22 protein-coding genes are annotated in these 21,885 nt (G+C 58.3%); 8 read left to right on the top strand and 14 right to left on the bottom strand.

Going from position 1 to position 21,885, the window contains the following annotated elements:
• Positions 1-56: 56 nt before the first annotated feature.
• The 11 genes from AC2FD8_RS10855 to AC2FD8_RS10805 form a co-directional block, all read right to left on the bottom strand.
• Positions 57-1,286: an acyl-CoA dehydrogenase gene (locus tag AC2FD8_RS10855; RefSeq protein ID WP_496856006.1), complete on the bottom strand. Its 1,230-nt coding sequence runs from the start codon at positions 1,284-1,286 to the stop codon at positions 57-59.
• Positions 1,287-1,413: 127 nt separating this feature from the next.
• The gene (gene phoB, locus AC2FD8_RS10850) at positions 1,414-2,103 is read right to left on the bottom strand and encodes a phosphate regulon transcriptional regulator PhoB (protein WP_496856005.1); all 690 of its coding nucleotides are present in this window, start codon (positions 2,101-2,103) and stop codon (positions 1,414-1,416) included.
• A 12-nt stretch (positions 2,104-2,115) separates the two neighbouring features.
• Complete coding sequence (gene phoU / locus AC2FD8_RS10845; RefSeq protein WP_496856003.1) at positions 2,116-2,823, bottom strand: phosphate signaling complex protein PhoU; 708 nt, start codon at positions 2,821-2,823, stop codon at positions 2,116-2,118.
• A 16-nt stretch (positions 2,824-2,839) separates the two neighbouring features.
• Positions 2,840-3,637 carry a phosphate ABC transporter ATP-binding protein PstB gene (pstB, locus tag AC2FD8_RS10840; RefSeq protein WP_496856001.1) on the bottom strand — a complete coding sequence of 266 codons (798 nt, stop codon included), beginning with the start codon at positions 3,635-3,637 and terminating at the stop codon, positions 2,840-2,842.
• A gap of 12 nt (positions 3,638-3,649) precedes the next feature.
• The gene (pstA, locus tag AC2FD8_RS10835) at positions 3,650-5,011 is read right to left on the bottom strand and encodes a phosphate ABC transporter permease PstA (protein ID WP_496855999.1); all 1,362 of its coding nucleotides are present in this window, start codon (positions 5,009-5,011) and stop codon (positions 3,650-3,652) included.
• Positions 5,008-6,465, bottom strand: a complete 1,458-nt coding sequence (gene pstC, locus AC2FD8_RS10830) for a phosphate ABC transporter permease subunit PstC (protein WP_496855997.1) — start codon at positions 6,463-6,465, stop codon at positions 5,008-5,010. Before pstC ends, pstA begins: the two co-directional genes overlap by 4 nt.
• Positions 6,466-6,549: 84 nt before the next feature.
• Positions 6,550-7,590, bottom strand: coding sequence for a substrate-binding domain-containing protein (locus tag AC2FD8_RS10825; protein WP_496855995.1), 1,041 nt, complete (start codon positions 7,588-7,590; stop codon positions 6,550-6,552).
• A gap of 184 nt (positions 7,591-7,774) precedes the next feature.
• The gene (locus tag AC2FD8_RS10820; protein WP_496855993.1) at positions 7,775-8,821 is read right to left on the bottom strand and encodes a sensor histidine kinase; all 1,047 of its coding nucleotides are present in this window, start codon (positions 8,819-8,821) and stop codon (positions 7,775-7,777) included.
• Positions 8,822-8,842: 21 nt separating this feature from the next.
• A complete protein-coding gene (locus tag AC2FD8_RS10815) occupies positions 8,843-9,367 on the bottom strand; it encodes a gamma carbonic anhydrase family protein (protein WP_496855991.1) in 525 nt (174 codons plus the stop codon).
• The gene (gmk, locus tag AC2FD8_RS10810) at positions 9,364-10,005 is read right to left on the bottom strand and encodes a guanylate kinase (protein WP_496855989.1); all 642 of its coding nucleotides are present in this window, start codon (positions 10,003-10,005) and stop codon (positions 9,364-9,366) included. Before gmk ends, AC2FD8_RS10815 begins: the two co-directional genes overlap by 4 nt.
• 17 nt (positions 10,006-10,022) lie before the next feature.
• Positions 10,023-10,913 carry a YicC/YloC family endoribonuclease gene (locus tag AC2FD8_RS10805; RefSeq protein WP_496855987.1) on the bottom strand — a complete coding sequence of 297 codons (891 nt, stop codon included), beginning with the start codon at positions 10,911-10,913 and terminating at the stop codon, positions 10,023-10,025.
• Positions 10,914-11,155: 242 nt separating this feature from the next.
• Between AC2FD8_RS10805 and AC2FD8_RS10800 the strand changes: the two genes are divergently transcribed.
• A complete protein-coding gene (locus AC2FD8_RS10800) occupies positions 11,156-11,842 on the top strand; it encodes a PAS domain-containing protein (RefSeq protein ID WP_496855985.1) in 687 nt (228 codons plus the stop codon).
• 54 nt (positions 11,843-11,896) lie between these two features.
• Here AC2FD8_RS10800 and AC2FD8_RS10795 read toward each other — a convergent pair whose 3' ends face one another.
• Positions 11,897-13,267 (bottom strand): class II 3-deoxy-7-phosphoheptulonate synthase, encoded by a 1,371-nt coding sequence (locus AC2FD8_RS10795; RefSeq protein WP_496855983.1) that lies wholly within the window; start codon positions 13,265-13,267, stop codon positions 11,897-11,899.
• Between the two features lie 169 nt (positions 13,268-13,436).
• On the opposite strand from AC2FD8_RS10795, the gene AC2FD8_RS10790 reads away from it, so the two are divergent.
• On the top strand, positions 13,437-14,441 hold the full coding sequence (locus AC2FD8_RS10790; RefSeq protein WP_496855981.1) for a GlxA family transcriptional regulator: 1,005 nt from the start codon (positions 13,437-13,439) through the stop codon (positions 14,439-14,441).
• 19 nt (positions 14,442-14,460) lie between these two features.
• On the opposite strand, the gene AC2FD8_RS10785 is transcribed toward AC2FD8_RS10790, so the two are convergent.
• The gene (locus AC2FD8_RS10785) at positions 14,461-14,988 is read right to left on the bottom strand and encodes a GNAT family N-acetyltransferase (RefSeq protein ID WP_496855979.1); all 528 of its coding nucleotides are present in this window, start codon (positions 14,986-14,988) and stop codon (positions 14,461-14,463) included.
• An 81-nt stretch (positions 14,989-15,069) separates the two neighbouring features.
• Positions 15,070-16,167 (bottom strand): PQQ-dependent sugar dehydrogenase, encoded by a 1,098-nt coding sequence (locus AC2FD8_RS10780; RefSeq protein WP_496855977.1) that lies wholly within the window; start codon positions 16,165-16,167, stop codon positions 15,070-15,072.
• A 151-nt stretch (positions 16,168-16,318) separates the two neighbouring features.
• Here AC2FD8_RS10780 and AC2FD8_RS10775 point away from each other — a divergent pair, with 151 nt between their 5' ends.
• The 6 genes from AC2FD8_RS10775 to AC2FD8_RS10750 all read left to right on the top strand — a co-directional run bounded on the left by AC2FD8_RS10775 (position 16,319) and on the right by AC2FD8_RS10750 (position 21,845).
• Positions 16,319-17,500, top strand: a complete 1,182-nt coding sequence (locus AC2FD8_RS10775) for an ABC transporter substrate-binding protein (protein ID WP_496855975.1) — start codon at positions 16,319-16,321, stop codon at positions 17,498-17,500.
• Positions 17,501-17,627: 127 nt separating this feature from the next.
• Positions 17,628-18,416, top strand: coding sequence for an ABC transporter ATP-binding protein (locus AC2FD8_RS10770; RefSeq protein ID WP_496855973.1), 789 nt, complete (start codon positions 17,628-17,630; stop codon positions 18,414-18,416).
• A 120-nt stretch (positions 18,417-18,536) separates the two neighbouring features.
• Complete coding sequence (locus AC2FD8_RS10765; RefSeq protein WP_496855971.1) at positions 18,537-19,250, top strand: ABC transporter ATP-binding protein; 714 nt, start codon at positions 18,537-18,539, stop codon at positions 19,248-19,250.
• A gap of 2 nt (positions 19,251-19,252) precedes the next feature.
• Positions 19,253-19,525 carry a hypothetical protein gene (locus tag AC2FD8_RS10760; protein WP_496855969.1) on the top strand — a complete coding sequence of 91 codons (273 nt, stop codon included), beginning with the start codon at positions 19,253-19,255 and terminating at the stop codon, positions 19,523-19,525.
• Positions 19,525-20,535 (top strand): branched-chain amino acid ABC transporter permease, encoded by a 1,011-nt coding sequence (locus AC2FD8_RS10755; protein ID WP_496855967.1) that lies wholly within the window; start codon positions 19,525-19,527, stop codon positions 20,533-20,535. The genes AC2FD8_RS10760 and AC2FD8_RS10755 overlap by 1 nt, the downstream gene beginning before the upstream one ends.
• Positions 20,532-21,845: a branched-chain amino acid ABC transporter permease gene (locus AC2FD8_RS10750; RefSeq protein WP_496855965.1), complete on the top strand. Its 1,314-nt coding sequence runs from the start codon at positions 20,532-20,534 to the stop codon at positions 21,843-21,845. The genes AC2FD8_RS10755 and AC2FD8_RS10750 overlap by 4 nt, the downstream gene beginning before the upstream one ends.
• Positions 21,846-21,885: the final 40 nt, after the last annotated feature.

The raw sequence follows: 21,885 nt of genomic DNA, 5'->3' as shown, positions 1-21,885 counted from the left end.
GTATTACAGATTGGTGTCGCCCTAGATCAAACCCTACACCTAACCGCCTTTAAGACCTAGAAAAAAGCTTGCAGCCCAGTTTGCGCGCGCCCAAGGATAAGAGCGTGAACGTCATGAGTGCCCTCATAGGTGTTCACAGTCTCCAGATTGACCATGTGGCGGATAACCTGAAACTCCAGCGAGATACCGTTGCCACCGTGCATGTCACGGGCCATGCGCGCGATGTCCAGCGCTTTACCGCAGTTGTTGCGTTTCACGATTGAGATCATCTCGGGCGCGGCTTCGGCCTGATCCATCAGGCGGCCGACACGCAGGCTTGCTTGCAGAGCCAGAGCGATTTCCGTCTGCATGTCGGCCAGTTTGCGTTGATACAGCTGCGTTTGCGCCAACGGTTTGTTGAACTGCTTGCGGTCCAGACCATATTGCAACGCTGCGTGCCAGCAATGTTCGGCGGCGCCCATCACGCCCCAGCTGATCCCATAGCGCGCGCGGTTCAGACAGCCGAACGGGCCTTTCAGACCTTGCACATGAGGTAGCAAGGCACCCTCGCCCACCTCGACGCCATCCAGCACGATTTCCCCGGTGATCGAGGCCCGCAGGCTGAGTTTGTTTTCGATCTTTGGCGCAGACAGACCCGGCTGACCTTTGTCCAGAACGAACCCGCGGATTTTGCCGTCATGCGCGTCTGACTTGGCCCAGACCACGAAGACATCCGCGATCGGTGCGTTCGATATCCACATCTTGGTGCCAGTCAGGCGGTATCCGCCGTCGATCTTTTCGGCCCGTGTTTTCATGCCTGCGGGGTCGGAACCGGCATCCGCCTCGGTCAGGCCGAAACAGCCGATCCATTCGCCCGACGCCAGTTTCGGCAGGTATTTGCGGCGTTGTTCTTCGGACCCGTAGGCATAGATCGGGTACATCACCAGCGAGCTTTGTACTGACATCATCGACCGGTAGCCAGAGTCGACGCGCTCAACCTCGCGTGCGACAAGGCCGTAGGCCACATAACTGCCGCCAAGGCCGCCATATTCCTCTGGGATCGTAGTGCCCAGAAGGCCCATCTCGCCCATTTCACGAAAGATTTCGGGATCGGTTTCTTCGTTCTGAAACGCGGCGGTCACGCGGGGTTGCAGCTTTTCCTGCGCGTACGCGCGCGCGCTGTCGGCGATCATGCGTTCGTCTTCTGACAACTGGTCGGACAGACGGAACGGATCCTCCCAGGCAAACTTTCCCAGATCCGGCGCGTCTTTTGCGCGCAATGTCGGTTTGGTGGCGGGGGCGTTCATGGGGTGTCTCCGGTCTGCCTGAAGTTGCTGCACAGTAACGTGGCACCTCTAGGAAAAACAGCAAGAGTTTGACACCCCAGTATGAGTAAAAGTCATAGGAAGGAGGCCAAGAACGCCCCTTCCCCTTTTATCCCAAGGCGTACCCTGCCCCGCGTACGGTCCGCACCGGATCATTGCCGCCATACTGTGTCAGCGCCTTGCGCAAACGGCCGATATGCACATCGACCGTCCTTGTGTCGACATAGATGTCGCGGCCCCAGACCCGGTCCAGCAATTGCTCGCGGCTCCAGACTCGACCAGGTTTTTCCATGAAGGTGCTGAGAAGGCGAAATTCAGTCGGTCCCAGTTTCAGCGAATGGCTGCCACGGCTGACCTTGTGGGTCTCGGAATCCAGCACGATATCGTCGAATTCCAGCCGAATACCCACCGTCGCGGGCCGCACGCGGCGCAATTGAGTGCGCACGCGAGCCATGAGTTCCACGACTGAGTATGGTTTGACCACATAATCATCTGCGCCGGTTTCAAGCCCGCGCACCTTGTCGACCTCTTCGGACCGCGCAGACAGCATGATGATCGGAATGGCACGGGTATCGGGTCTTGTTTTAAGGCGTCGGCAGACCTCGATCCCGCTGAGATTGGGCATCATCCAGTCCAGAACAATTATGTCTGGGCAGTCTTCATCCACCAGTAACATTGCCTCATCACCACTGCCCGCCTTCGAGACGCGAAAGCCTTCGGCCTCAAGGTTGTAGGCCAGCACTTCACGCTGGGCGAGCTCATCTTCGACCACCAGAACAGTTGGTTGATCTGCAGACATTTCGGGCGTCTCCTAGGCGGTTTGCGATGTTGTGTCGGCCTTGGGGCGCGCTTCGGTCGGTCGCTCGCCGGTGACCAGATACACGACCTGTTCGGCAATAGCCGTCACGTGATCACCCATGCGTTCGATGTTCTTGGCGATGAAATGCAGATGCATGCAGGACGAAATGCTGCGCGGGTCCTCGGCCATGAAGGTCAGGAATTCGCGGAACAGGCCGTTATACATCTGGTCCACCTCTTCATCGCGTTCTATGACATCGGTGGCCAGTTCGGCATCTCGCTGGATATAGGCGTCCAGCGCATCACGCAGCATCACCTCAACCTCACGCGCCATGCGGCGCAGCGCCGAGGCACTCCCGTTGATTTCGCCCGAGTCCACCAGCACCGTGGTCCGCTTGGCGATATTCTTGGAATAGTCACCGATCCGTTCGAGGTTGGCCGAGACCTTCAGCACGGACAGCACCAACCGCAGGTCACTTGCCGTGGGTGCGCGCAGGGCGATCAGACGGGCAGTTTCCTCATTGATGATATCCTCAAGCGCGTCGATGGCTTTGTCGCCCTGACGCACCTGCTGGGCCAACTCCGTGTCCCGCGTTTCCAACGAGCGTGCTGCACCCATGATCGCGGCTTCGACCAGACCGCCCATCTTCATGATATGTGCTTGAATCGCTTCGAGTTCCCGGTCGAATGCCGAGGCGATATGTTGTTCTGAATCGTTCATCTCGAAATACCTCTGCTCAGCCGATCCGGCCTGTAATGTAGCTTTCCGTGCGCGGATCTACCGGGTTGGTGAAGATCTGTCCGGTCTCGCCGAACTCGACCAGATTGCCCAGGTGGAAGAACGCGGTCTTTTGGCTGACACGCGCGGCCTGCTGCATCGAATGGGTCACGATCACCACCGAATAGCGCGAGCGCAGATCGTCGATCAGTTCTTCAACCTGCGCGGTTGCAATCGGGTCGAGGGCCGAGCATGGCTCGTCCATCAGCAGAACCTCAGGCTCGGTCGCGACAGCGCGGGCGATGCACAGGCGTTGCTGCTGACCGCCCGACAGGCCGGTACCCGGGGCGTCCAGACGATCCTTGACCTCATCCCAGATGGCGCCGCGACGCAGCGATTTCTCGACGATCTCATCCAGGTCCGCCTTGTTCTTGGCAAGGCCGTGAATGCGCGGGCCATAGGCCACGTTGTCATAGATTGACTTGGGGAACGGGTTCGGTTTCTGGAATACCATGCCCACCTTGGCGCGCAGCTGCACGGGGTCGACGCGCTTGTCATAGATATCCTCACCGTCCAGCAGGATATCGCCCTGGACCCGGCAGATATCGATCGTGTCGTTCATCCGGTTCAGGCAGCGCAGGAAGGTCGACTTACCGCAGCCCGACGGGCCGATAAATGCGGTGACGGTCTTGTCTTCGATCTCGACGTTGACGTCCTTGATGGCGTGCGTCTCACCGTAGTAAACCTGAACGTTGTTCGCGGCGATCTTGATGGCTTTGGAGTCCACGGTTCTCTCCACTCGTGTCATGTCATTCATAATAGCGCCCTCTTACCAGCGGCGTTCAAAGCGGCGGCGCAGGATGACCGCGATGGTGTTCATCGTCACGAGGAAGATCAACAGGATGATGATCCCGCCCCATGCGCGTTCGTAAAAGGCCGGGTCGGCGCGTTTGGACCATTCGTAGATCTGCGCCGGCATGGCCGAGTTCGGAGACAGGAAACCCGCCACCAGCCCATCGGGCGGGTTCGAGGCGATAAAGCCCACCATCCCGATCAACAGCAGCGGTGCGGTTTCCCCCAAAGCCTGAGCCAGACCGATGATCGTACCGGTCAGAATGCCGGGTGCGGCCAGCGGCAGGACATGGTGGAACACCGCCTGCATTTTCGAGGCCCCTACCCCAAGTGCGGCGTCCCGGATCGACGGCGGAACCGCCTTCAACGATGCACGGGTCGAAATGATGATGGTCGGAAGCGTCATCAGCGTCAGCACCAGACCGCCCACCAGCGGCGCCGAGGTTGGCAGGTGCATATAGTTGATGAAAACGGCCAGACCCAGAATACCGAACACGATGGACGGAACAGCGGCGAGGTTCGAGATATTCACCTCGATAATGTCGGTCAGCCGGTTTTGTGGCGCGAATTCCTCAAGATAGATCGAGGCCGCCACGCCAATCGGCAACGCCAGCGCCAGCACAACGAACATCATGAACAGCGATCCCAGCATCGACACACCGATCCCTGCAGCCTCGGGCCGTTGGTCCGAAGCGTCCGAGCCCAGGATGAAATCGGGGTTGAACGCTTTGTACAGCACACCCGCATCCCGCAGTTGATCGACGAAATCCAGCTGCGCCACCGTGATGCTTTTGTCATTGGCGATGGACTCGCGTGTTACGCGGCCCTTCATGTAGCCATCGACACGGCTGTTGACCAGAAAGCGGAAGCTGACGGTTTTGCCGATCTCATCGGGGTTGGCGATTACATAATTCCGCAGTTCTGCCTGCGCAGCCTTGGACAGGATGCCCCCCATCTGTTTCGGAGACAGATCGGTCTGGATGCCCAGTTCCTGCACCTCAGCCTCGACGGCCGAAGCGATCAGCGGTGCGTATCCAAAGGTCGAAACCTTCTTGATGTCGTCGATATTGCGGTTGCCTTTCTTGTCCAGCTTGTCTTCTTTCAGCTCGACGTTGAGCTCAAGAAACGTTTGCTGGAACGCTCCGGTACCGGCGGTCACGATATTGGTGACCAGAACGATCAGCATCAGCAGGCCGATTCCGATGGCGGCGATGCCATACATCTTGAACCGCGTCTCGGCCGCGTTGCGTTTTTTGGTGCGAATGTCCTTTTCGAACAGCGACCCGTGTTTGGGTTCCGCCGCCGGGGTCGCGCCGGGGGTTTGGGAAATGTCGGTCATTCGTACTGCTCCCGGTATTTGCGCACGATATAGAGGGCGAAGATATTCAGCCCCAGCGTGATGATGAACAGGGTCAGACCCAGCGCAAAAGCCACCAGCGTTTCAGGGCTGGCAAAGTCGGTATCGCCGGTCAACTGGCTGACGATCCGGGTTGTGATGGTTGTCATCGCTTCGAACGGGTTGCCCGAGAATTTGGCGATGGCACCAGCGGCCATCACCACAATCATCGTCTCGCCGATGGCGCGGCTGGCTGCCAGCAGGATTGCACCCACAATCCCCGGCAGTGCAGCAGGCAGAACGACCTGACGGACGGTCTCGGAATGGGTGGCACCCAGCCCAAGCGAGCCGTCGCGCATCGATTGAGGTACCGCGTTGATGATGTCATCGGAAAGGGATGAGACAAACGGGATAAGCATGATGCCCATCACCAGACCCGCCGTCAGCACCGCGTTCGAACTGGCCATCCAGCCCACGCCGAAAAAGCCGCCTTCGCCAAACATCGACACCAGCGCAGGGCCGACCGTCAGAAGCGCAAACAGACCATAAACGATGGTCGGAATACCCGCGAGGATCTCAAGCAGCGGCTTAGCGACAGACCGGGTCGCGCCCGAGGCGTATTCCGACAGGTAGATCGCCGCAAACAGTCCGATCGGCACAGCAACCAGCAGCGCGATCACCGAAATATAAAGCGTGCCCCACAGCAGCGGCAGGATCGACAGTTCAGAGCCGCCACGGAAGTTCGGGGCCCAGGTGCTGCCGAAGAAGAAATCCTTCCACGAGTGCAACTGGAAGAAATTCAGCGTCTCAAAGAACATCGACAAAACGATACCGATGGTGGTTAGGATCGCGATCGAGGCAGCCAAAAGCAGCAGCGCCAGAATGCCCTGTTCAACCACGTTGCGGGCGCGGAAATCCTTGTTCGTGCGGGTATAGGCAAGAGCTGCCCCCAGCAAGGCAAGCGCCAGCACCACAACCTGCATCGCAACCTGACCAGTCGCGGTCATGCTGCGATAGGTCTGAGCGGCAATCAGAATTGGTTTCGAGACATCTTGCGTCAGAACCTGCCCCGCGTCTTTCAGCGTGTCGGTCAGCGCCTCAATATCGGCATTGGCGTTGCGGGCCGCGGCCTCGGTCATGGCGCCTGCGGCCACTGCCCCGTCCAGACCGTCAGCGACGCGGCGCACCTCGCTCATCACCAGGCCGCGATCCGAGCCTTCGGGGATCAAGCCCGAGACCGAGCGTTCAATGATCATCGGTTGCGCCAGCAACCAAATGATCAGAACGACCAGGGCCGGAACCAGTGCAGTCAGAGCGACATTGTAGCCGTAATAAGAAGGCAGAGAGTGCAGCGCTCGGGAATCCCCGCCCGCACTTGCCAAAGCACGGGATCGACCCGTGAAAAATCCGATCACCGCAAGCGCAAGCAGGATGATCAACAGCCAGGATAACGCCATGGGAACTCCGTCAGGGTGGCAGTAGTTGGAGTCAAAAAGAACCGGGGCGCGCTTAGACCGCCCCGGTTCAAGTCACAAGAGGACTTAGGAGCCGCCGCCCAGAACGGTTTCGTTCGAAACAGCTTCCTGAACTTTGACCAGCTCGGGATCCGAGACCAGACCATAGGCGGCCAGCGGACCGTCGGGGCCTGCGATCTCGTCCGCGACGAAGAACTCAGCGTATTCTTTCAGGCCGGGGATCACGCCAATATGGGCTTTCTTCACGTAGAAGAACAGCGGACGCGACACGGGGTATTCGCCGCTGGCAATCGACTCGGTCGAGGGAACAACGTCGGACATGGTTGCAACCTGCAGCTTGTCGGTGTTGTTTTCGTAGAAGGCCAGACCAAAGACGCCGATGCCGTCCTTGTTGCTGTCGATACGGGCCAGAGTTTCAGTATAGTCGCCGTCGATATCGACCGAAACACCGTCGGTGCGCAGTGCGATACAGGCTTTCTCGGCTGCTTTCTTGTCGTCACCATTGGCGGCTTTGTAGACGTCGAAGTCGCCCAGATGCTCACAACCGGCCAGGATGACCTTGTCTTCGAACACTTCGCGGGTGCCGTGCTTGGTGCCGGGGACGAACGCTGCAATCGGCTGCGCCGGGAACGCGGGGTTCACGTCAGCCCAGGTTTTGTTGGGGTTGTCGACCAGCTCGCCGTCCACAACGATCTGCGCGGACAGGGCTTTGTACCAGTCTTCTGGCGTGAACTCGAACGAGTTGCCGTTGATGTCGGATGCGAAAACGATGCCGTCATAACCGATCTGAACTTCGATGATGTCGGTTACGCCGTTTTCGGCACATGCCTTGATTTCTTTTTCACGGATAGCGCGCGATGCATTGGCCACGTCGATAGTGTTTTCGCCAACACCTTCACAGAAGCGCTTCAGACCAGCCGAGGAGCCGCCCGATTCAACAACCGGGGTCGGGAAGTCAAAGTTTTCACCGAAAGCTTCCGCAACGATCGAGGCGTAAGGCAGAACGGTCGACGAACCGGCAACCTGAACTTGATCACGAGCGGCAGCAGCAGTCGCCGAGACAGCAGCAATGGCCAGAGCCGAAGCCGACAGTTTTACAAAGGACATCTCAGTCTCCTTGAGAATTGATTTTTTGATCACCCCCATGATGATCTTGGGCAAACCACTAGGACCCGTGCGTAAGGCTTTTGTGACAGGTATGTAACAGTTTCATGACAGGCCGGCTTTTTCTTGCGTTCTACTGTCATAAATCTTTTGGCACGGCCATGATGGTTTTACGAAAACCCGCCTTCTATCGAGGTAAAATCACTGTAAAAACAGTGCCTTTCCCCAAATCGCTTTCCACCCGAAGACGCCCCCGGTGACGGTTAACGATATGTTTTACAATCGCGAGTCCAAGCCCGGTTCCACCTAGTTGGCGCGATCTGTGACTGTCGGCGCGATAGAACCGCTCGGTGAGTCGCGGCAGATGAACGGAATCAATGCCGGGCCCCCGGTCGATGATTTGAACCCGAACTGCCGGACCACGCATGGCCGCGTCCCTCTCTGATGTGGTCACGCGCAACTGGACACTGCCACCGCTGCCGCCATATTTGATGCCGTTCTCGACCAGGTTGGTAAACACCTGACGCAACTGATCGCTGTCGCCGGTCATGGTCACCGGATCCTCCGGCGCATCAAGCGTCAGCACTACGTCGGCGTCATCGGCCAGAGGGCGCAAAGAGTTCAGGGTGGATTGCAGCAGGCCCGTCAGTTCCACTTCTTCTTTCGGGCGCACGCGTTCTTCGCTTTCGACCCGGTTGAGCGACAGCAGATCGCCGACAAGGCGGTTCATGCGGTTTGCCTCATCCGTCATGATCTGCAGAAATCGCTCACGCGCGGCGTCGTCATCTCGGGCCGGGCCGCGCAGGGTTTCGATGAAGCCCATCAATGCGGTTAGAGGGGTGCGCAATTCATGGCTGACATTGGCGACGAAATCCCGGCGCATCTGGCTGGCTTGTTCCAGATGCGTGATGTCCTGAAAGATCGTCAGCACCGCCCCGCCCGACACCGCACCGATGCCGTTCATATAGCGGCAGATCACCTCGAAAGTCGTATCCTGCGCGCCATCATTTGAAAGGTGTCGCGTTTTGGACGGACCCTTGCTGCGCAGGCTTTGTTCGATCGCTTCAATGACCTGAGGTTGCCTGAGAATGGTCGCAAAGTGGCGGCCCGTGATATTCTGGCTCAGCAGGGTTTTGGCATCGGTATTGGCGGCAATGATCCGCTCGGTCTGGTCGACCAGAAGCGCGGGCATCGGAATCGCCGACACATATTCATCCAGAAAGTTCTCAGTCATGTGTGACCGTGTACCTGACGCTTATGGCATTGGTTTCAGGGCGTTCCTGAATTTGCGCATGTTTTCCTGATAGTGCAGCGCACTAAGCGTGATCCGTTGGGCTGCAGCCTCATCCAGCTGGCGCACCACCTTGCCCGGAGACCCCATGACCAGCGAGTTGTCGGGGATTTCCTTGTTCTCTGTGATCAATGCCCCTGCCCCGATCAGACAGTTCTTGCCGATCTTCGCCCCGTTCAGAATGATCGCTCCCATCCCGATAAGGGTGTTCTCGCCGATCGTGCAACCGTGCAGCATGACCTTGTGACCAATCGTGCAATTGGTCCCGATGGTCAGCGGAAAACCTGCGTCGATATGCATGACGCAGTTCTCTTGCACATTGCTGCCCGCGCCGACACGGATTTCTTCGTGATCCGCCCGGATCGTGCAGCCAAACCAGACCGAGGCGCCCTCTTCCAGCACCACTTTGCCGATCAGGTTGGCGTCCGGTGCAACCCAAGTGTCTTCGTGGATTTGGGGTGTATGATCGCCCAATGCATAGATCGTCATGACTGATCCTCGAACTCTGTCTGCAAAGTGCGGACGTGGTCTTGCAGCCTTGGTTGCTGAATACGACGCATCCGTTCGGCGCTGACGATGGTCTTCAGCTTTTCCTCAGTCGAATCCAGATCGTCATTTACAAGCACATAGTCGTAGTAGCCCCAGTGACTGATCTCATCCCAGCTTTTGAGCATGCGCTTGCCGATCACATCGGCGCTGTCCTGAGCCCGGCTTTCCAACCGGCGGCGCAGTTCCGGGATCGAGGGCGGCAGGATGAAGATCGACAGCGCGTGTTTGCCGAGGTCCGAGTTTCGGATCTGCACCTCTCCCTGCCAGTCCACGTCGAACAGCACGTCCTTGCCGGATTCGATGGACTCGCGCACTGGCCCGGCGGGTGAGCCATAGAAGTTGCCGAACACGTGTGCGTGTTCCAGCATCTGCCCTTCAGCGACCTGCTGTTTGAATTCATCTTCGGACAAGAAATAGTATTCGCGGCCATGTTCTTCACCGGGACGTGGCGCGCGGGTTGTGGCCGAGATCGAAAATTCAAGTTCGCTGTCCCAGTCCATCAGCCTGCGGGCCAATGTGGATTTTCCCGCACCCGAGGGGGATGAAAGGATGATAAGGAGGCCGCGGCGATCTGCCATGTCAGTTCTTCCTACTGTTATTCAACGTTTTGTACCTGTTCGCGCATCTGGTCGATCACCGCCTTCAATTCCAACCCGACCGAGGTCAGATCGGCACTTTGCGCCTTGGAGCAGAGGGTGTTGGCCTCGCGGTTAAACTCCTGCATCAGGAAATCCAACTTGCGACCAACCGCGCCATCCTGCGCCAGAAGGTCTCGCGCGGCGGTGACATGGGCGCTGAGGCGGTCGATTTCTTCGGTGATGTCAGCCTTGACGGCGATCAGGGCGAGTTCCTGCGCCACCCGGTCGGGTTCGACCCCTTGGGCATTGTCCAGCACGCGGGCGAGGTTTTCTCGCAGCGCCTCGGCCGTCTTGTCCTTGCGCTGCTCGGCCAGATCGGCAGCCTGCGCAGTCAATACCGCGACCTGATCCAGCTGAGACGCCAGGATCGCGGCCAGCGCTTCGCCCTCGGTCTGACGCATGTCGAGAAACGCGGCCAGAAGCGGGGTGAATTCGGTGGTCATCTGCGCGACCAGCGGCGCCGGGTCGTCGGCTTCGGTCCCCGCATCCAGCATACCTTTGAGGGTCAACAGATCACTCGCCTTGGAGGGTGCCAATGCCACCCCCCTTGCCTCGGCCATGGCCTGTGTCTGTTGCAAGGCATCCAAGGTCGCCGACATCGCAACCGAATTCAAAGCAAGATCCGGCTGGGATTCGTCCCGGCTGATCCGTAACGACAAGGTCACATTGCCCCGGCTCAGCGATTTGGACAGAACGGCCCGCAAGGCGGCCTCAAGGCCCGTCAGCCAATCGGGTACGCGAATGCGCATGTCCAGCCCTTTGCCGTTCACGCTGCGCAGCTCCCATGTCCAGCTATGGGGGCCGAACTCTCCCTTGCCCGAGGCGAACCCGGTCATGGATTTGATCATCACTGCCCTTTCCATCGCTGTCAGTCTTCGTGTCTGCCGCACCTAATGCCATTGACCGGTGCAGAGCAAGAGTTTGCTGAGACCGCAGCCGTCCGACAGAAGTTAACCATTCGTTAAAGAATTGCTCCAAAATTGACTCAACCCGTGTCAATCATGTCTTTAGCTCGGTCGTTCGGCCGAAAATGCCTCGGATATGTTGCATTTTATGAAAATGACGGTGATTAGGCGCTAGGGTGATGAAAATGAGAACCTTTTTTGGGACTGGCTCGAAGTCCAAACTTGGAAAGATTGTCGCAATGGATCGCTTTGACAGCGGGCGCAGCCTCTCACCGATCCGTCAGGCCGAGGCCTACTGGACCGCGTTGCTTGACGGCAATGGGGTGCCTATGCGCTCGCAGATTGATCCGCGCGGGCTTGAGAATATTCTGGAATACACCTTCATCCTTGAGCGGATCGCGCCCGGCTTGGCCCGGTTTCGCCTTGCGGGCAGCCACCTGAACAAGCTGGCCGGGATGGAAGTGCGTGGCATGCCTCTGACCGCGTTTTTCGATCCGGAGGCGCGCAAGACAGCCACGAATACGCTGGAGCAGGTCTTTACCAACCCCGCCATTGCCGAATTGGACATGGCGTCGAGTGGCGCGTTCGGGCGCGCCCGGATGCAGGCGCGGATGCTGCTATTGCCGCTGAAAAGCGATCTGGGGGATGTCAGCCGCGTCATGGGCGTCATGGTCAGTGACGGCACGATCGGAACGACCCCGCGCCGCTTTTCGATCGAAGACACCCGGCTCAAACCGGTAAGCGAGGTTCAGGCACCCGCAAAGCCAAAGCTGGAAGTCTCGGACGGTTTTGCTGAGGGCTTTGCTGAAGACAAAGCAGAGTTTAAACGCGCCAAAGGGCACCTCAGGCTGGTTGCCTCGCGCGACGATTGATCCAAAGAAAAACGGCGGACCAATGACCCGCCGTTTTCTTTGGTTGTTCGAACCTTAGCTTGCCTCGCGCTTGGTGCGGTCGCGGCGCAGTTGGGTCAGTTCCTCGGCAACAAGGAAGGCCAGCTCCAACGATTGCGACGCGTTCAGACGCGGGTCGCACGCAGTGTGGTACCGGTCCGAAAGGTCCTCTTCGGTCACGGCACGCACGCCACCGGTGCATTCGGTGACGTCCAGACCGGTCATCTCGAAATGCACACCGCCGGGGATGGTGCCTTCGGCCTGATGCACACCAAAGAAGTCGCGTACTTCGCGCAGAACCGAATCGAACGGGCGGGTTTTGTACCCCGTGGCCGATTTGATCGTGTTGCCATGCATCGGGTCGCAGACCCATGTGACCTTGGCGCCCTCTTCCTTGACCGCTTTGACCAGACGCGGCAGATGTTCGCCCGCCTTGCCTGCACCGAAGCGGGCGATCAGGGTCAGACGACCCTCTTCGTTTTCGGGGTTCAGCTTGGACATCAGAACCTTGAGGTCCTCGGCTGTTGTGGTCGGGCCACATTTCAGACCGATCGGGTTCTGAACGCCACGGCAGAATTCCACATGCGCGCCGTCGGGCTGACGGGTGCGGTCGCCGATCCAGATCATGTGACCCGAGCCCGCCAGCCAGTTGCCCGAGGTCGAGTCCAGACGGGTCAGCGCCTCTTCATATTCCAGCAGCAGCCCTTCGTGGCTGGTGTAGAACTCAACGGTCGAGAACTCATGCGTTGTCTCAGCCGTGATGCCCGCCGCACCCATGAAGTCGATCGTGTCCTGAATGCGGTCGGCAATCTCGGAGTATTTCTGAACGTCCTGTTCATCCGTGAAGCCCAGCGTCCAGGAATGCACGCGGCTCATGTCGGCGAAACCACCGGTCGAGAAGGCGCGCAGCAGGTTCAGCGTGGCGGCGGCCTGTGTGTAGGCCTGCAGCATCTTGGCTGGATTCGGAATCCGCGCTTCGGGCGTGAAAGCCAGCTCGTTGATGATGTCACCACGGTAGCTGGGCAGCTCAACACCATCCAGAACCTCGGTCGGTGCGCTGCGTGGCTTCGCGAATTGCCCGGCCATGCGGCCCACTTTGACGACTGGCACCTTCGCGCCGTAAGTCAGCACCATCGCCATTTGCAGCATCACTTTGAACGTGTCACGGATCGCATCCGCGCTGAATTGTTCAAAACTTTCAGCGCAATCGCCACCTTGCAGCAGGAATGCCTCACCCCGGCCAGCAGCCCCCAGATGTTGCTTGAGACGCCGCGCCTCACCGGCAAAGACCAGCGGTGGATACTGCGAAAGCTGAGCCTCGACTTTGGCCAGCGCGGCCGCGTCGGTATAGTCTGGCATTTGAACCCGTGGCTTGTTGCGCCAGTTCGATTTTTGCCATTCGGTCATAGCCTTGATCTCCGCTGATAGTATTCAGGTGGTCTCTATACAAAAAGCCGATAAGAGAGGCCATATCCGATTTGCGGCTCTTGACGTCGTAAACAAGCTTTGATCATGGTATTTTTAAAATCATGCGCATCCTAGGCGCATCGGTCACTGAACCAAGGACAAAAAAGCCATGCAAGAACAACGCCAAGTTGTCAAAGTCGACGGCAACGTCGACAAGCCGATCAATTTTGTATTCGTCTTGCTGGATGGATTTTCTCTTTTGTCCTTTGCGTCGGCGCTGGACAGCCTGCGCATTGCCAACCGTATGGCTGACAAATCAGTCTACACCTGGTCTATCATCGGCGAAGGTGGTGACATGATATCGTGTTCGGCGGGCACCACGTTCAAGCTGGATCAGGACCTGATCGAGCTGCAGCGCGATGACATCATTCTGATCTGCGGTGGGGTCGAGGTAAAAACCGCAACCACCAAGAAAATCCTGAACTGGATGCGGCGCGAGGCCCGCAAAGGGCTGCAGATCGGTGGTTTGTGTACGGCAGCCTATTCGCTTGCCAAGGCGGGGCTGCTGGAGGGTAAGCGTGCGACGATCCACTGGGAAAACTCGGACAGTTTCATTGAAGAGTTCGACAATGTGGAACTGACCAAATCCGTGTTTCAGGTCGACGGTAACCGGATGACGACCGCGGGGGGCACCTCATCCATTGATCTTATGCTGAAGCTGATCGCGAATGACTATGGCGAGGGTCTGGCCAGCGCCGTGGCCGATCAGATGATCTATTCTTCGATCCGCACAGATCAGGACACGCAGCGCCTGTCCACGCCCACCCGGATCGGGGTCCGGCATCCGAAGCTGAGCCAGGTTATCCTGATGATGGAAAAGAACATCGAAGAGCCGATCTCGCCCTCGATTCTGGCCAAAGATGTCGGCATGTCGACCCGCCAGCTGGAACGTCTGTTCCGTCGCTACCTAAGCCGCTCACCCAAGCGCTATTATATGGAGTTGCGGCTGCACAAAGCCCGCAATCTGCTGATGCAGACGGATATGAGCGTGATAAACGTGGCTTTGGCCTGCGGCTTTGCCTCGCCGAGTCATTTTTCCAAGTGCTACCGCGCGCACTACAATACCACGCCTTACCGTGAACGTGGCGCGCAGAGCGGACGGTTGTCTGTTTGATTCCCTATCGCAGAAGGACCTACAACTCTTTTGAGAAGAAGTGCAGGTGCGTTCGTAGCATTGGTTGATCCAAATACGTTGTCGTTTCGATTGGCTCTTCAAGCTCGACGAAACCAAGCTTGGGGTACAAACTTCGCATTTCAACATTTGGTGTAAGCGTATCAGCGACCAGACGTTTTAGGCCCATATCGCGTGCAGCTTGTTCGCGGGCTTCGATCAGGGCACGCCCTGCACCGGTGCCCCTTGCCGTTTCAGTCACAAAGACCCGTTTCAGTTCACCCGTTTGAGAATCCAGACGCTTTAACATTCCGCACCCGATAATGTCTCTGGCCGGATTTCTGGCCACAACGATACAACCATTCGGTGGCAAATAGTCATCTTTATTGACCCAGAATTCAGCCAGCGCGCTTTCAGGGGCCGCAGGGTCAATCTCAAACCCCATAGCGTGCATTCTTTCGACGATAAGTTTGTAATATTGATTCAGAACCGAATTCAGTTCGCTCTTTGGAGGCATCGAATTGCACAGCTCAATTACAAAGCCACTCATTGCAAACTCCAAATCATGTTGGCCACCGGATCGCTTGTTCGGTCGGATGGCTTGGAAAATCATCAATTGGATATCAGACTATCAGAGAGGCGACATTCGATAAACCGTGCCCTGACCAACCGAGATAAACCAGATTGACCCGTCCGGGGCCTCAATGATGTCCCGGACCCTTTCGGTTTCCGGGCCTCTGATCTGTTCGACCTCGCGCAAGGGTGAGCCTTCCAGCCGGGCGATGTAGTCGAACTTGAGCGACCCGACGAAAATGTCGCCCCTCCAGTCCGGCCAGAGCGCGCCGGTATAGACCATCAACCCTGACGGCGCGATGGAAGGGTCCCAATAGTGGCGCGGCTGCTCCATCCCTTCTTTGGCAGTGCCCTCGCCTATCGCCTCGCCCGAATAGTGCGTCCCATATGAGATAACCGGCCAGCCGAAATTCAGCCCGGGTTGCACGAGGTTGACCTCATCCCCACCGCGCGCGCCATGTTCGGATGTCCAAAGGCGCCCATGCGCGTCCAGATCGGCACCCTGAGGGTTGCGGTGCCCGTAGGACCAGATCTCGGGCCGAATACCAGCCTGCCCGACAAAGGGGTTATCTGCAGGAACCGAGCCATCCCGGTTGATGCGGATCACCGACCCGATTGGGTTCGAGCGGTCCTGAGCCTGCGGCCTGTCCCCCCGATCGCCGATGGTGACAAACAAACTGCCGTCCTCTGCCTCAACCACCCGAGAGCCAAAGTGACGCCCGCCCGACCCTCCGGGCGTGGCCTCGAACAGGATGCGCGTGTTGGTCAGGCGTTTGCCGTTTTCCGACAGCCGCGCGACGGCAAGCGCTGTACCGGCCCCATTGCTCTGAGGTTTCGAGAAGGTCAGAAAGACCTCGCGCGTCTGTGGGAAATCCCTTGCGATGGTCACGTCCAGCAAACCGCCCTGCCCGCTGGCAGCAACTTTCGGAACCCCTTGCACGGTTTTAGATTTCCCGTCCGACACATAAAGCAAATCGCCATCCCGTTCGGTCACCAGAAACGATTCTCCGGGCAGGATGCCAACGGCCCATGGCGCATCCAGCCCTTCGATCATCGGGTCGATCTGAACCGGACCTTGGGATGTCTCAAGCTCTTCGGCGCAGGCGAGCCCTGCGTTGATCATCAAGGCAAGAATCGCAAAGGGTCTAAGCGTCATGTGGCTTCCTTTCGGAGTGACAGCGTTATCACCATGAGAACAAATAGGATTATGAAGCGCAAAAACACGATTGCGTTAGGACTTTTCTTTTTCGGAATGCTTGCCTAGGGTCTTGCGCAGAACGAATACGTTCACAATAGGGAGTAACCATATGAAAAAGCTGCTGACTGCAACTGCAGCCTCCGCTCTGCTGGCGGGCACCGCAATGGCCGAAGACGTAAAGTTGGGCGTTCTGTTCGGCTTCACCGGCCCGATTGAATCGCTGGCGCCTGCCATGGGTTCGGGCGCCGAGATGGCGATGGCCGAGGTCACCGAATCCGGCAAGCTGCTGGACGGTGCCACTGTAACCGCAACACGCGCGGATACCGGCTGCATCGACAACGGCCTGTCCACGTCGAACGGCGAACGCATGATCGCCGACGGCGTTGCTGGCATCATCGGCGGTGACTGCTCGGGTGTTACCGGAGCGATCCTGCAGAACGTCGCGATTCCGAATGGCATGGTGATGATTTCGCCATCGGCCACTTCGCCGGGTCTGTCGACAATGGAAGACAACGGCCTGTTCTTCCGCACCGCGCCGTCCGACGCGCGTGAAGGTCAGGTAATGGCCGACATCCTTAACGATCGTGGCATCAGCTCGATCGCGCTGACCTACACCAACAACGACTACGGCAAAGGTCTGGCGGACGCGATCCAATCGTCCTACGAGGCTTCGGGTGGCGAAGTGACCATCGTCGCGGCACACGAAGACGGCAAAGCCGACTATTCGGCCGAAGTCGGCGCGCTGGCCTCGGCCGGTGGCGACATTCTGGTTGTTGCGGGCTATCTGGACCAAGGTGGTCTTGGCATCATCCAGTCTGCTCTGGACAGCGGCGCGTTTGACACGTTCGGTCTGCCCGGCGGCATGATTGGCGACTCGCTGCCCGCCAATGTCGGCCCCGACCTGAATGGCTCGTTCGGTCAGATTGCTGGCTCGGGTGGTGAAGGTGCCGAGAAGTACTTTGCCATGGCCGAGGCCGCAGGTTTCGACGGCTCGTCGCCTTATTCGCCGGAATCCTATGACGCTGCTGCCCTGTTCATGCTGGCCATGCAGGCCGCAGGCTCGACCACCCCGGCGGACTATGGCGGGAAGATCATGGATGTTGCCAACGCGCCGGGTGAGAAGATCTATCCGGGTGAACTGGCCAAGGGTCTGGAACTGCTCGCTGCCGGTCAGGAGATCGACTATGTCGGTGCCTCGGGTGTTGAGCTGATCGGCCCCGGTGAAAGCGCGGGTTCCTACCGTGAGATCGAAGTCACCGACGGCGAGAACAAAACCGTTAACTTCCGTTGATCTTACGTTAACAGTCATAATAACAAGCAGCCCGGGCCTTGTGTCCGGGCTGTTTCAATGTCAAAAACCCGCACCTTTCGTACAGGGATAAATCAACAACGCCGAAAAACGGCGGCTAGGGGAAAAGATGATCGTCGTCGAAGACGTGCATAAGCATTTCGGCGGGTTTCATGCGGTGGATGGGGCATCGCTGGAAATCCAAAAGGGCTCGATCACCGGTCTGATCGGACCGAACGGAGCCGGAAAAACCACTTTGTTCAATGTGATCGCGGGTGTCTTGCCGCCGACCAGCGGCAAGGTGGTGATGGATGGTGAAGATATTACCGGCCTGCCTCCGCACGAGCTGTTTCACAAGGGCCTGTTGCGCACCTTCCAGATCGCGCATGAGTTCTCGTCAATGACCTGCCGCGAGAACCTGATGATGGTGCCCGGTGCGCAATCCGGGGAATCGCTGTGGAACACATGGTTTGGTCGCAAACGGATCGCTGATGAAGAACGCGCGCTACGGGCCAAGGCCGATGAAGTGCTGGAGTTCCTGACCATCGCGCATCTGGCGGACCACAAGGCGGGTCAGGTTTCGGGCGGGCAGAAGAAGCTGCTGGAGCTTGGCCGTACCATGATGGTCGACGCCAAGATCGTGTTTCTGGACGAGGTCGGCGCGGGTGTGAACCGCACCCTGCTGATGACCATCGCCGACACGATCCTGCGTCTGAACACGGAACGCGGCTATACCTTTGTCGTCATCGAGCATGACATGGATTTCATCGGCAAGATCTGCGACCCGGTCATTTGCATGGCCGAGGGCAAGGTGCTGGCCGAGGGAACCCTGGACGAGATCAAGGCCAATGAACATGTGATCGAGGCCTATCTGGGCACCGGCCTGAAAAACAAGGACAAGTTGGAGGCCGGGGCGTGAGGTGTGCAATCCAGCGGAGCGCCTGCGGCGCACTCGATCTTTTGGTCCGGGGGCGCTGCCCCCGCGCGCAAGGCGCGCTCCCCCGAGGTATTTTTGGCCAGATGAAGAAGGATTCTGTGAATGGCTGAGCCTTTCTTGATTGGCGACACGATGACCGGTGGATATGGCAAGGGGCCGGATATTCTGCACGAATGCTCGATTGCTGTGGATCGGGGCGAGATCGCCGTCATCGTTGGTCCGAACGGAGCGGGCAAATCGACCGGAATGAAGGCCCTGTTCGGCATGCTGGATGTACGTTCAGGCACCGTGCGTCTGGATGGAGAGGACATCACGCAGTTGTCGCCGCAGGACCGGGTGATAAAGGGGATGGGGTTTGTGCCGCAGACCTCGAACATTTTCACCTCGATGACGGTGGAAGAGAACCTTGAAATGGGCGCGTTTATCCGGCGGGATGATTTTTCCGAGACGATGGAGCAGGTCTTTGAGTTGTTCCCCATTCTGCGCGACAAACGCCATCAGGCAGCGGGCGAATTATCTGGCGGTCAGCGTCAACAGGTTGCTGTGGGCCGTGCGCTGATGACGCAGCCGAAGGTTTTGATGCTGGATGAGCCGACCGCCGGTGTCTCGCCCATTGTGATGGATGAGCTGTTTGACCGGATCATCGAGGTCTCGCGCACCGGTTTGCCGATCCTCATGGTCGAACAGAACGCCCGTCAGGCCTTGGAGATTGCGGATAAGGGATATGTGCTGGTTCAGGGGCGGAACGCCTATACCGGCACGGGCAAGGAACTGCTGGCCGATCCCGAAGTGCGTAAGAGTTTCTTGGGAGGGTGACGATGTTCTTTGTTTATGCTGGCAAGGTCATCGCTTGGCTTGCAATCGCCCTTGGACTACTTCGTGTTTCAATGGGTTTTTTTGTGGCAACGCTATTTGATGGGCACCCCGATGCAGTCGCTCGCTATCTTGGAAGCGTAGAAACATCGGGTGACGCGATCGACCAAGGCCTAACCACTTTAGTGATTGGTGTCGCAATCGGTTTGTTGGCGCATATTGCTGATCGGCGAAAACGCTCGCCTCAATCGGAACTTCCTACAACAAGAGAAGATTAATGGACTTTCTTAACGCCCTTGTGGCGCTCTCCAACTTCGTTCTTGTTCCCGCAATCGCCTATGGCAGCCAGTTGGCGCTGGGCGCGTTGGGGGTGACGCTGATTTATGGCATCCTGCGGTTCTCGAATTTTGCCCATGGCGACACGATGGCCTTTGGCGCGATGATCGCGGTTCTGGTCACCTGGGGCTTACAAGCCGCAGGGGTCAGTTTCGGGCCGTTGCCGACGGCTCTGCTCGCCCTGCCCTTCGCCATTCTGGGCTGTATCGTTCTGGTGCTGGTCACCGACCGGCTGGTCTATCGCTTCTACCGCGAACAAAAGGCCAAACCGGTTATTCTGGTGATCGTGTCCATGGGCGTGATGTTCATTATGAACGGTGTCGTCCGCTTCATCATCGGGCCGGATGATCAGAGGTTCTCGGACGGCGCGCGGTTTTTGATCAAGGCGCGGGACTTCAAGGCTTGGTCCGGGTTGAACGAAGGGCTTGCGATCAAGACTTCTCAGGCTATTACGGTTGTTGTGGCGGTGATTGCCGTGGCCGCTCTGTTCTGGTTCTTGAACAAAACCCGCACCGGCAAATCGATGCGCGCCTATTCGGATAATGAGGATCTGGCGCTGCTGTCCGGCATCAACCCCGAGCGCGTGGTGATGATCACCTGGATCATCGTGGCCGCATTGGCGACCACGGCGGGCGTGCTTTATGGCCTCGATAAAAGCTTCAAGCCCTTCGTCTATTTCCAGCTTCTGCTGCCGATTTTTGCCTCGGCCATTGTCGGAGGCTTGGGCAACCCATTGGGTGCCATCGCGGGTGGCTTCATCATTGCGTTTTCCGAGGTAACCATCACATACGCCTGGAAGAAGGTGCTGACCTATCTGGCGCCGGAAAATCTGGAACCGTCGGGATTGGTTCAGTTCCTCTCTACCGATTACAAATTCGCCGTCAGCTTTGCCATCCTGCTGATCGTGCTTCTGTTTAAGCCCACGGGCCTGTTCAAAGGAAAATCGGTATGAGCGAGGTTACCAAGAACACCCTGCTTTTCGTCACAGTTGGCGCGCTTATCCTTTTGACCGGCTTCACGCAAAGCTGGAACGCGGCGATCCTGATCCTGAACATGGGGCTGATCTCGGCCATTATGTCGATCGGTGTGAACCTGCAATGGGGCTTTGCGGGCCTCTTCAACGTCGGCGTCATGGGCTTTGTTGCCTTGGGCGGGCTGGCGGTTGTCCTGGTGTCGACCCCGCCAACGCCCGGAGCCTGGTCCGAGGGTGGCTATGGCGTCATTCTGGCGCTGCTTTTGGGGGCCGCGACCGTTGTTGCGGCTGTTATGGTGGCGCAAAAAATGCCGAAGGGGCGCACGCAGACGTTGGCCATTGTTGGAATCCTGATCGTCGGGTTCTTTGTCTACCGTGCAGTTTTTGACCCGAACGTCGCCGCGATTGAGGCGATTGATCCGGCGGTTGCCGGCAACATCGGCGGTCTGAACCTGCCGGTCCTGCTCGCCTGGCCTGCCGGAGGGATACTGGCCGCAGGTGCCGCATGGCTGATCGGCAAGACGGCTCTGGGTTTGCGCTCGGACTATCTGGCGATTGCGACGCTTGGAATTGCCGAGATCATCATCGCCGTCATGAAGAACGAGGACTGGCTGGCCCGCGGCGTCAAAAACGTCTACGGCATCCCGCGCCCCTCGCCTGTGGTGGGCTATGAAGTTGAGCTTCAGCAAGACCCCTCGTTCCTAGCGCGGGCGGACTGGTTGGGGCTTGATCCAGTGATTGCATCGACCCTTTCGGTCAAGCTGGGCTATTCGCTGCTGTTCCTGATCGTTCTGCTGGTGCTGCTGTGGATGGCACAGATGGCGCTGAAAAGCCCATGGGGCCGGATGATGCGGGCCATTCGTGACAATGAGGTCGCAGCTGAGGCGATGGGTAAAGATGTCACCCGACGCCACCTGCAGATCTTTGTGCTTGGCTCTGCCATCTGCGGTATCGCCGGTGCGATGATGACCACGCTGGACGGCCAGCTGACGCCGGGTACCTACAACCCTCTGCGCTTTACCTTCCTTGTCTGGGTGATGGTGATTGTCGGTGGCTCGGGCAACAATTTCGGCGCCGTGCTGGGTGCGTTCCTGATCTGGTTCCTGTGGGTTCAGGTCGAGCCGATGGGCCTGTGGCTGATGAACCTGATTACCTCGGGCATGCCTGATGGCAGTGCGCTGAAGGCGCATCTGATCGAAAGTGCGGCGCATATGCGCCTGTTCACGATGGGGCTGGTCTTGCTGATTGTTCTCAGGTTCAGCCCCCGAGGGTTGATCCCCGAGAAATAGACGCAACACGATCACAATACGGAAGCCGCGCCCCTCAACC

The sequence above is a fragment of the Ruegeria sp. YTSC192 genome, from assembly GCF_059609705.1.
This window is presented reverse-complemented; position numbering and strand designations above follow the sequence as displayed.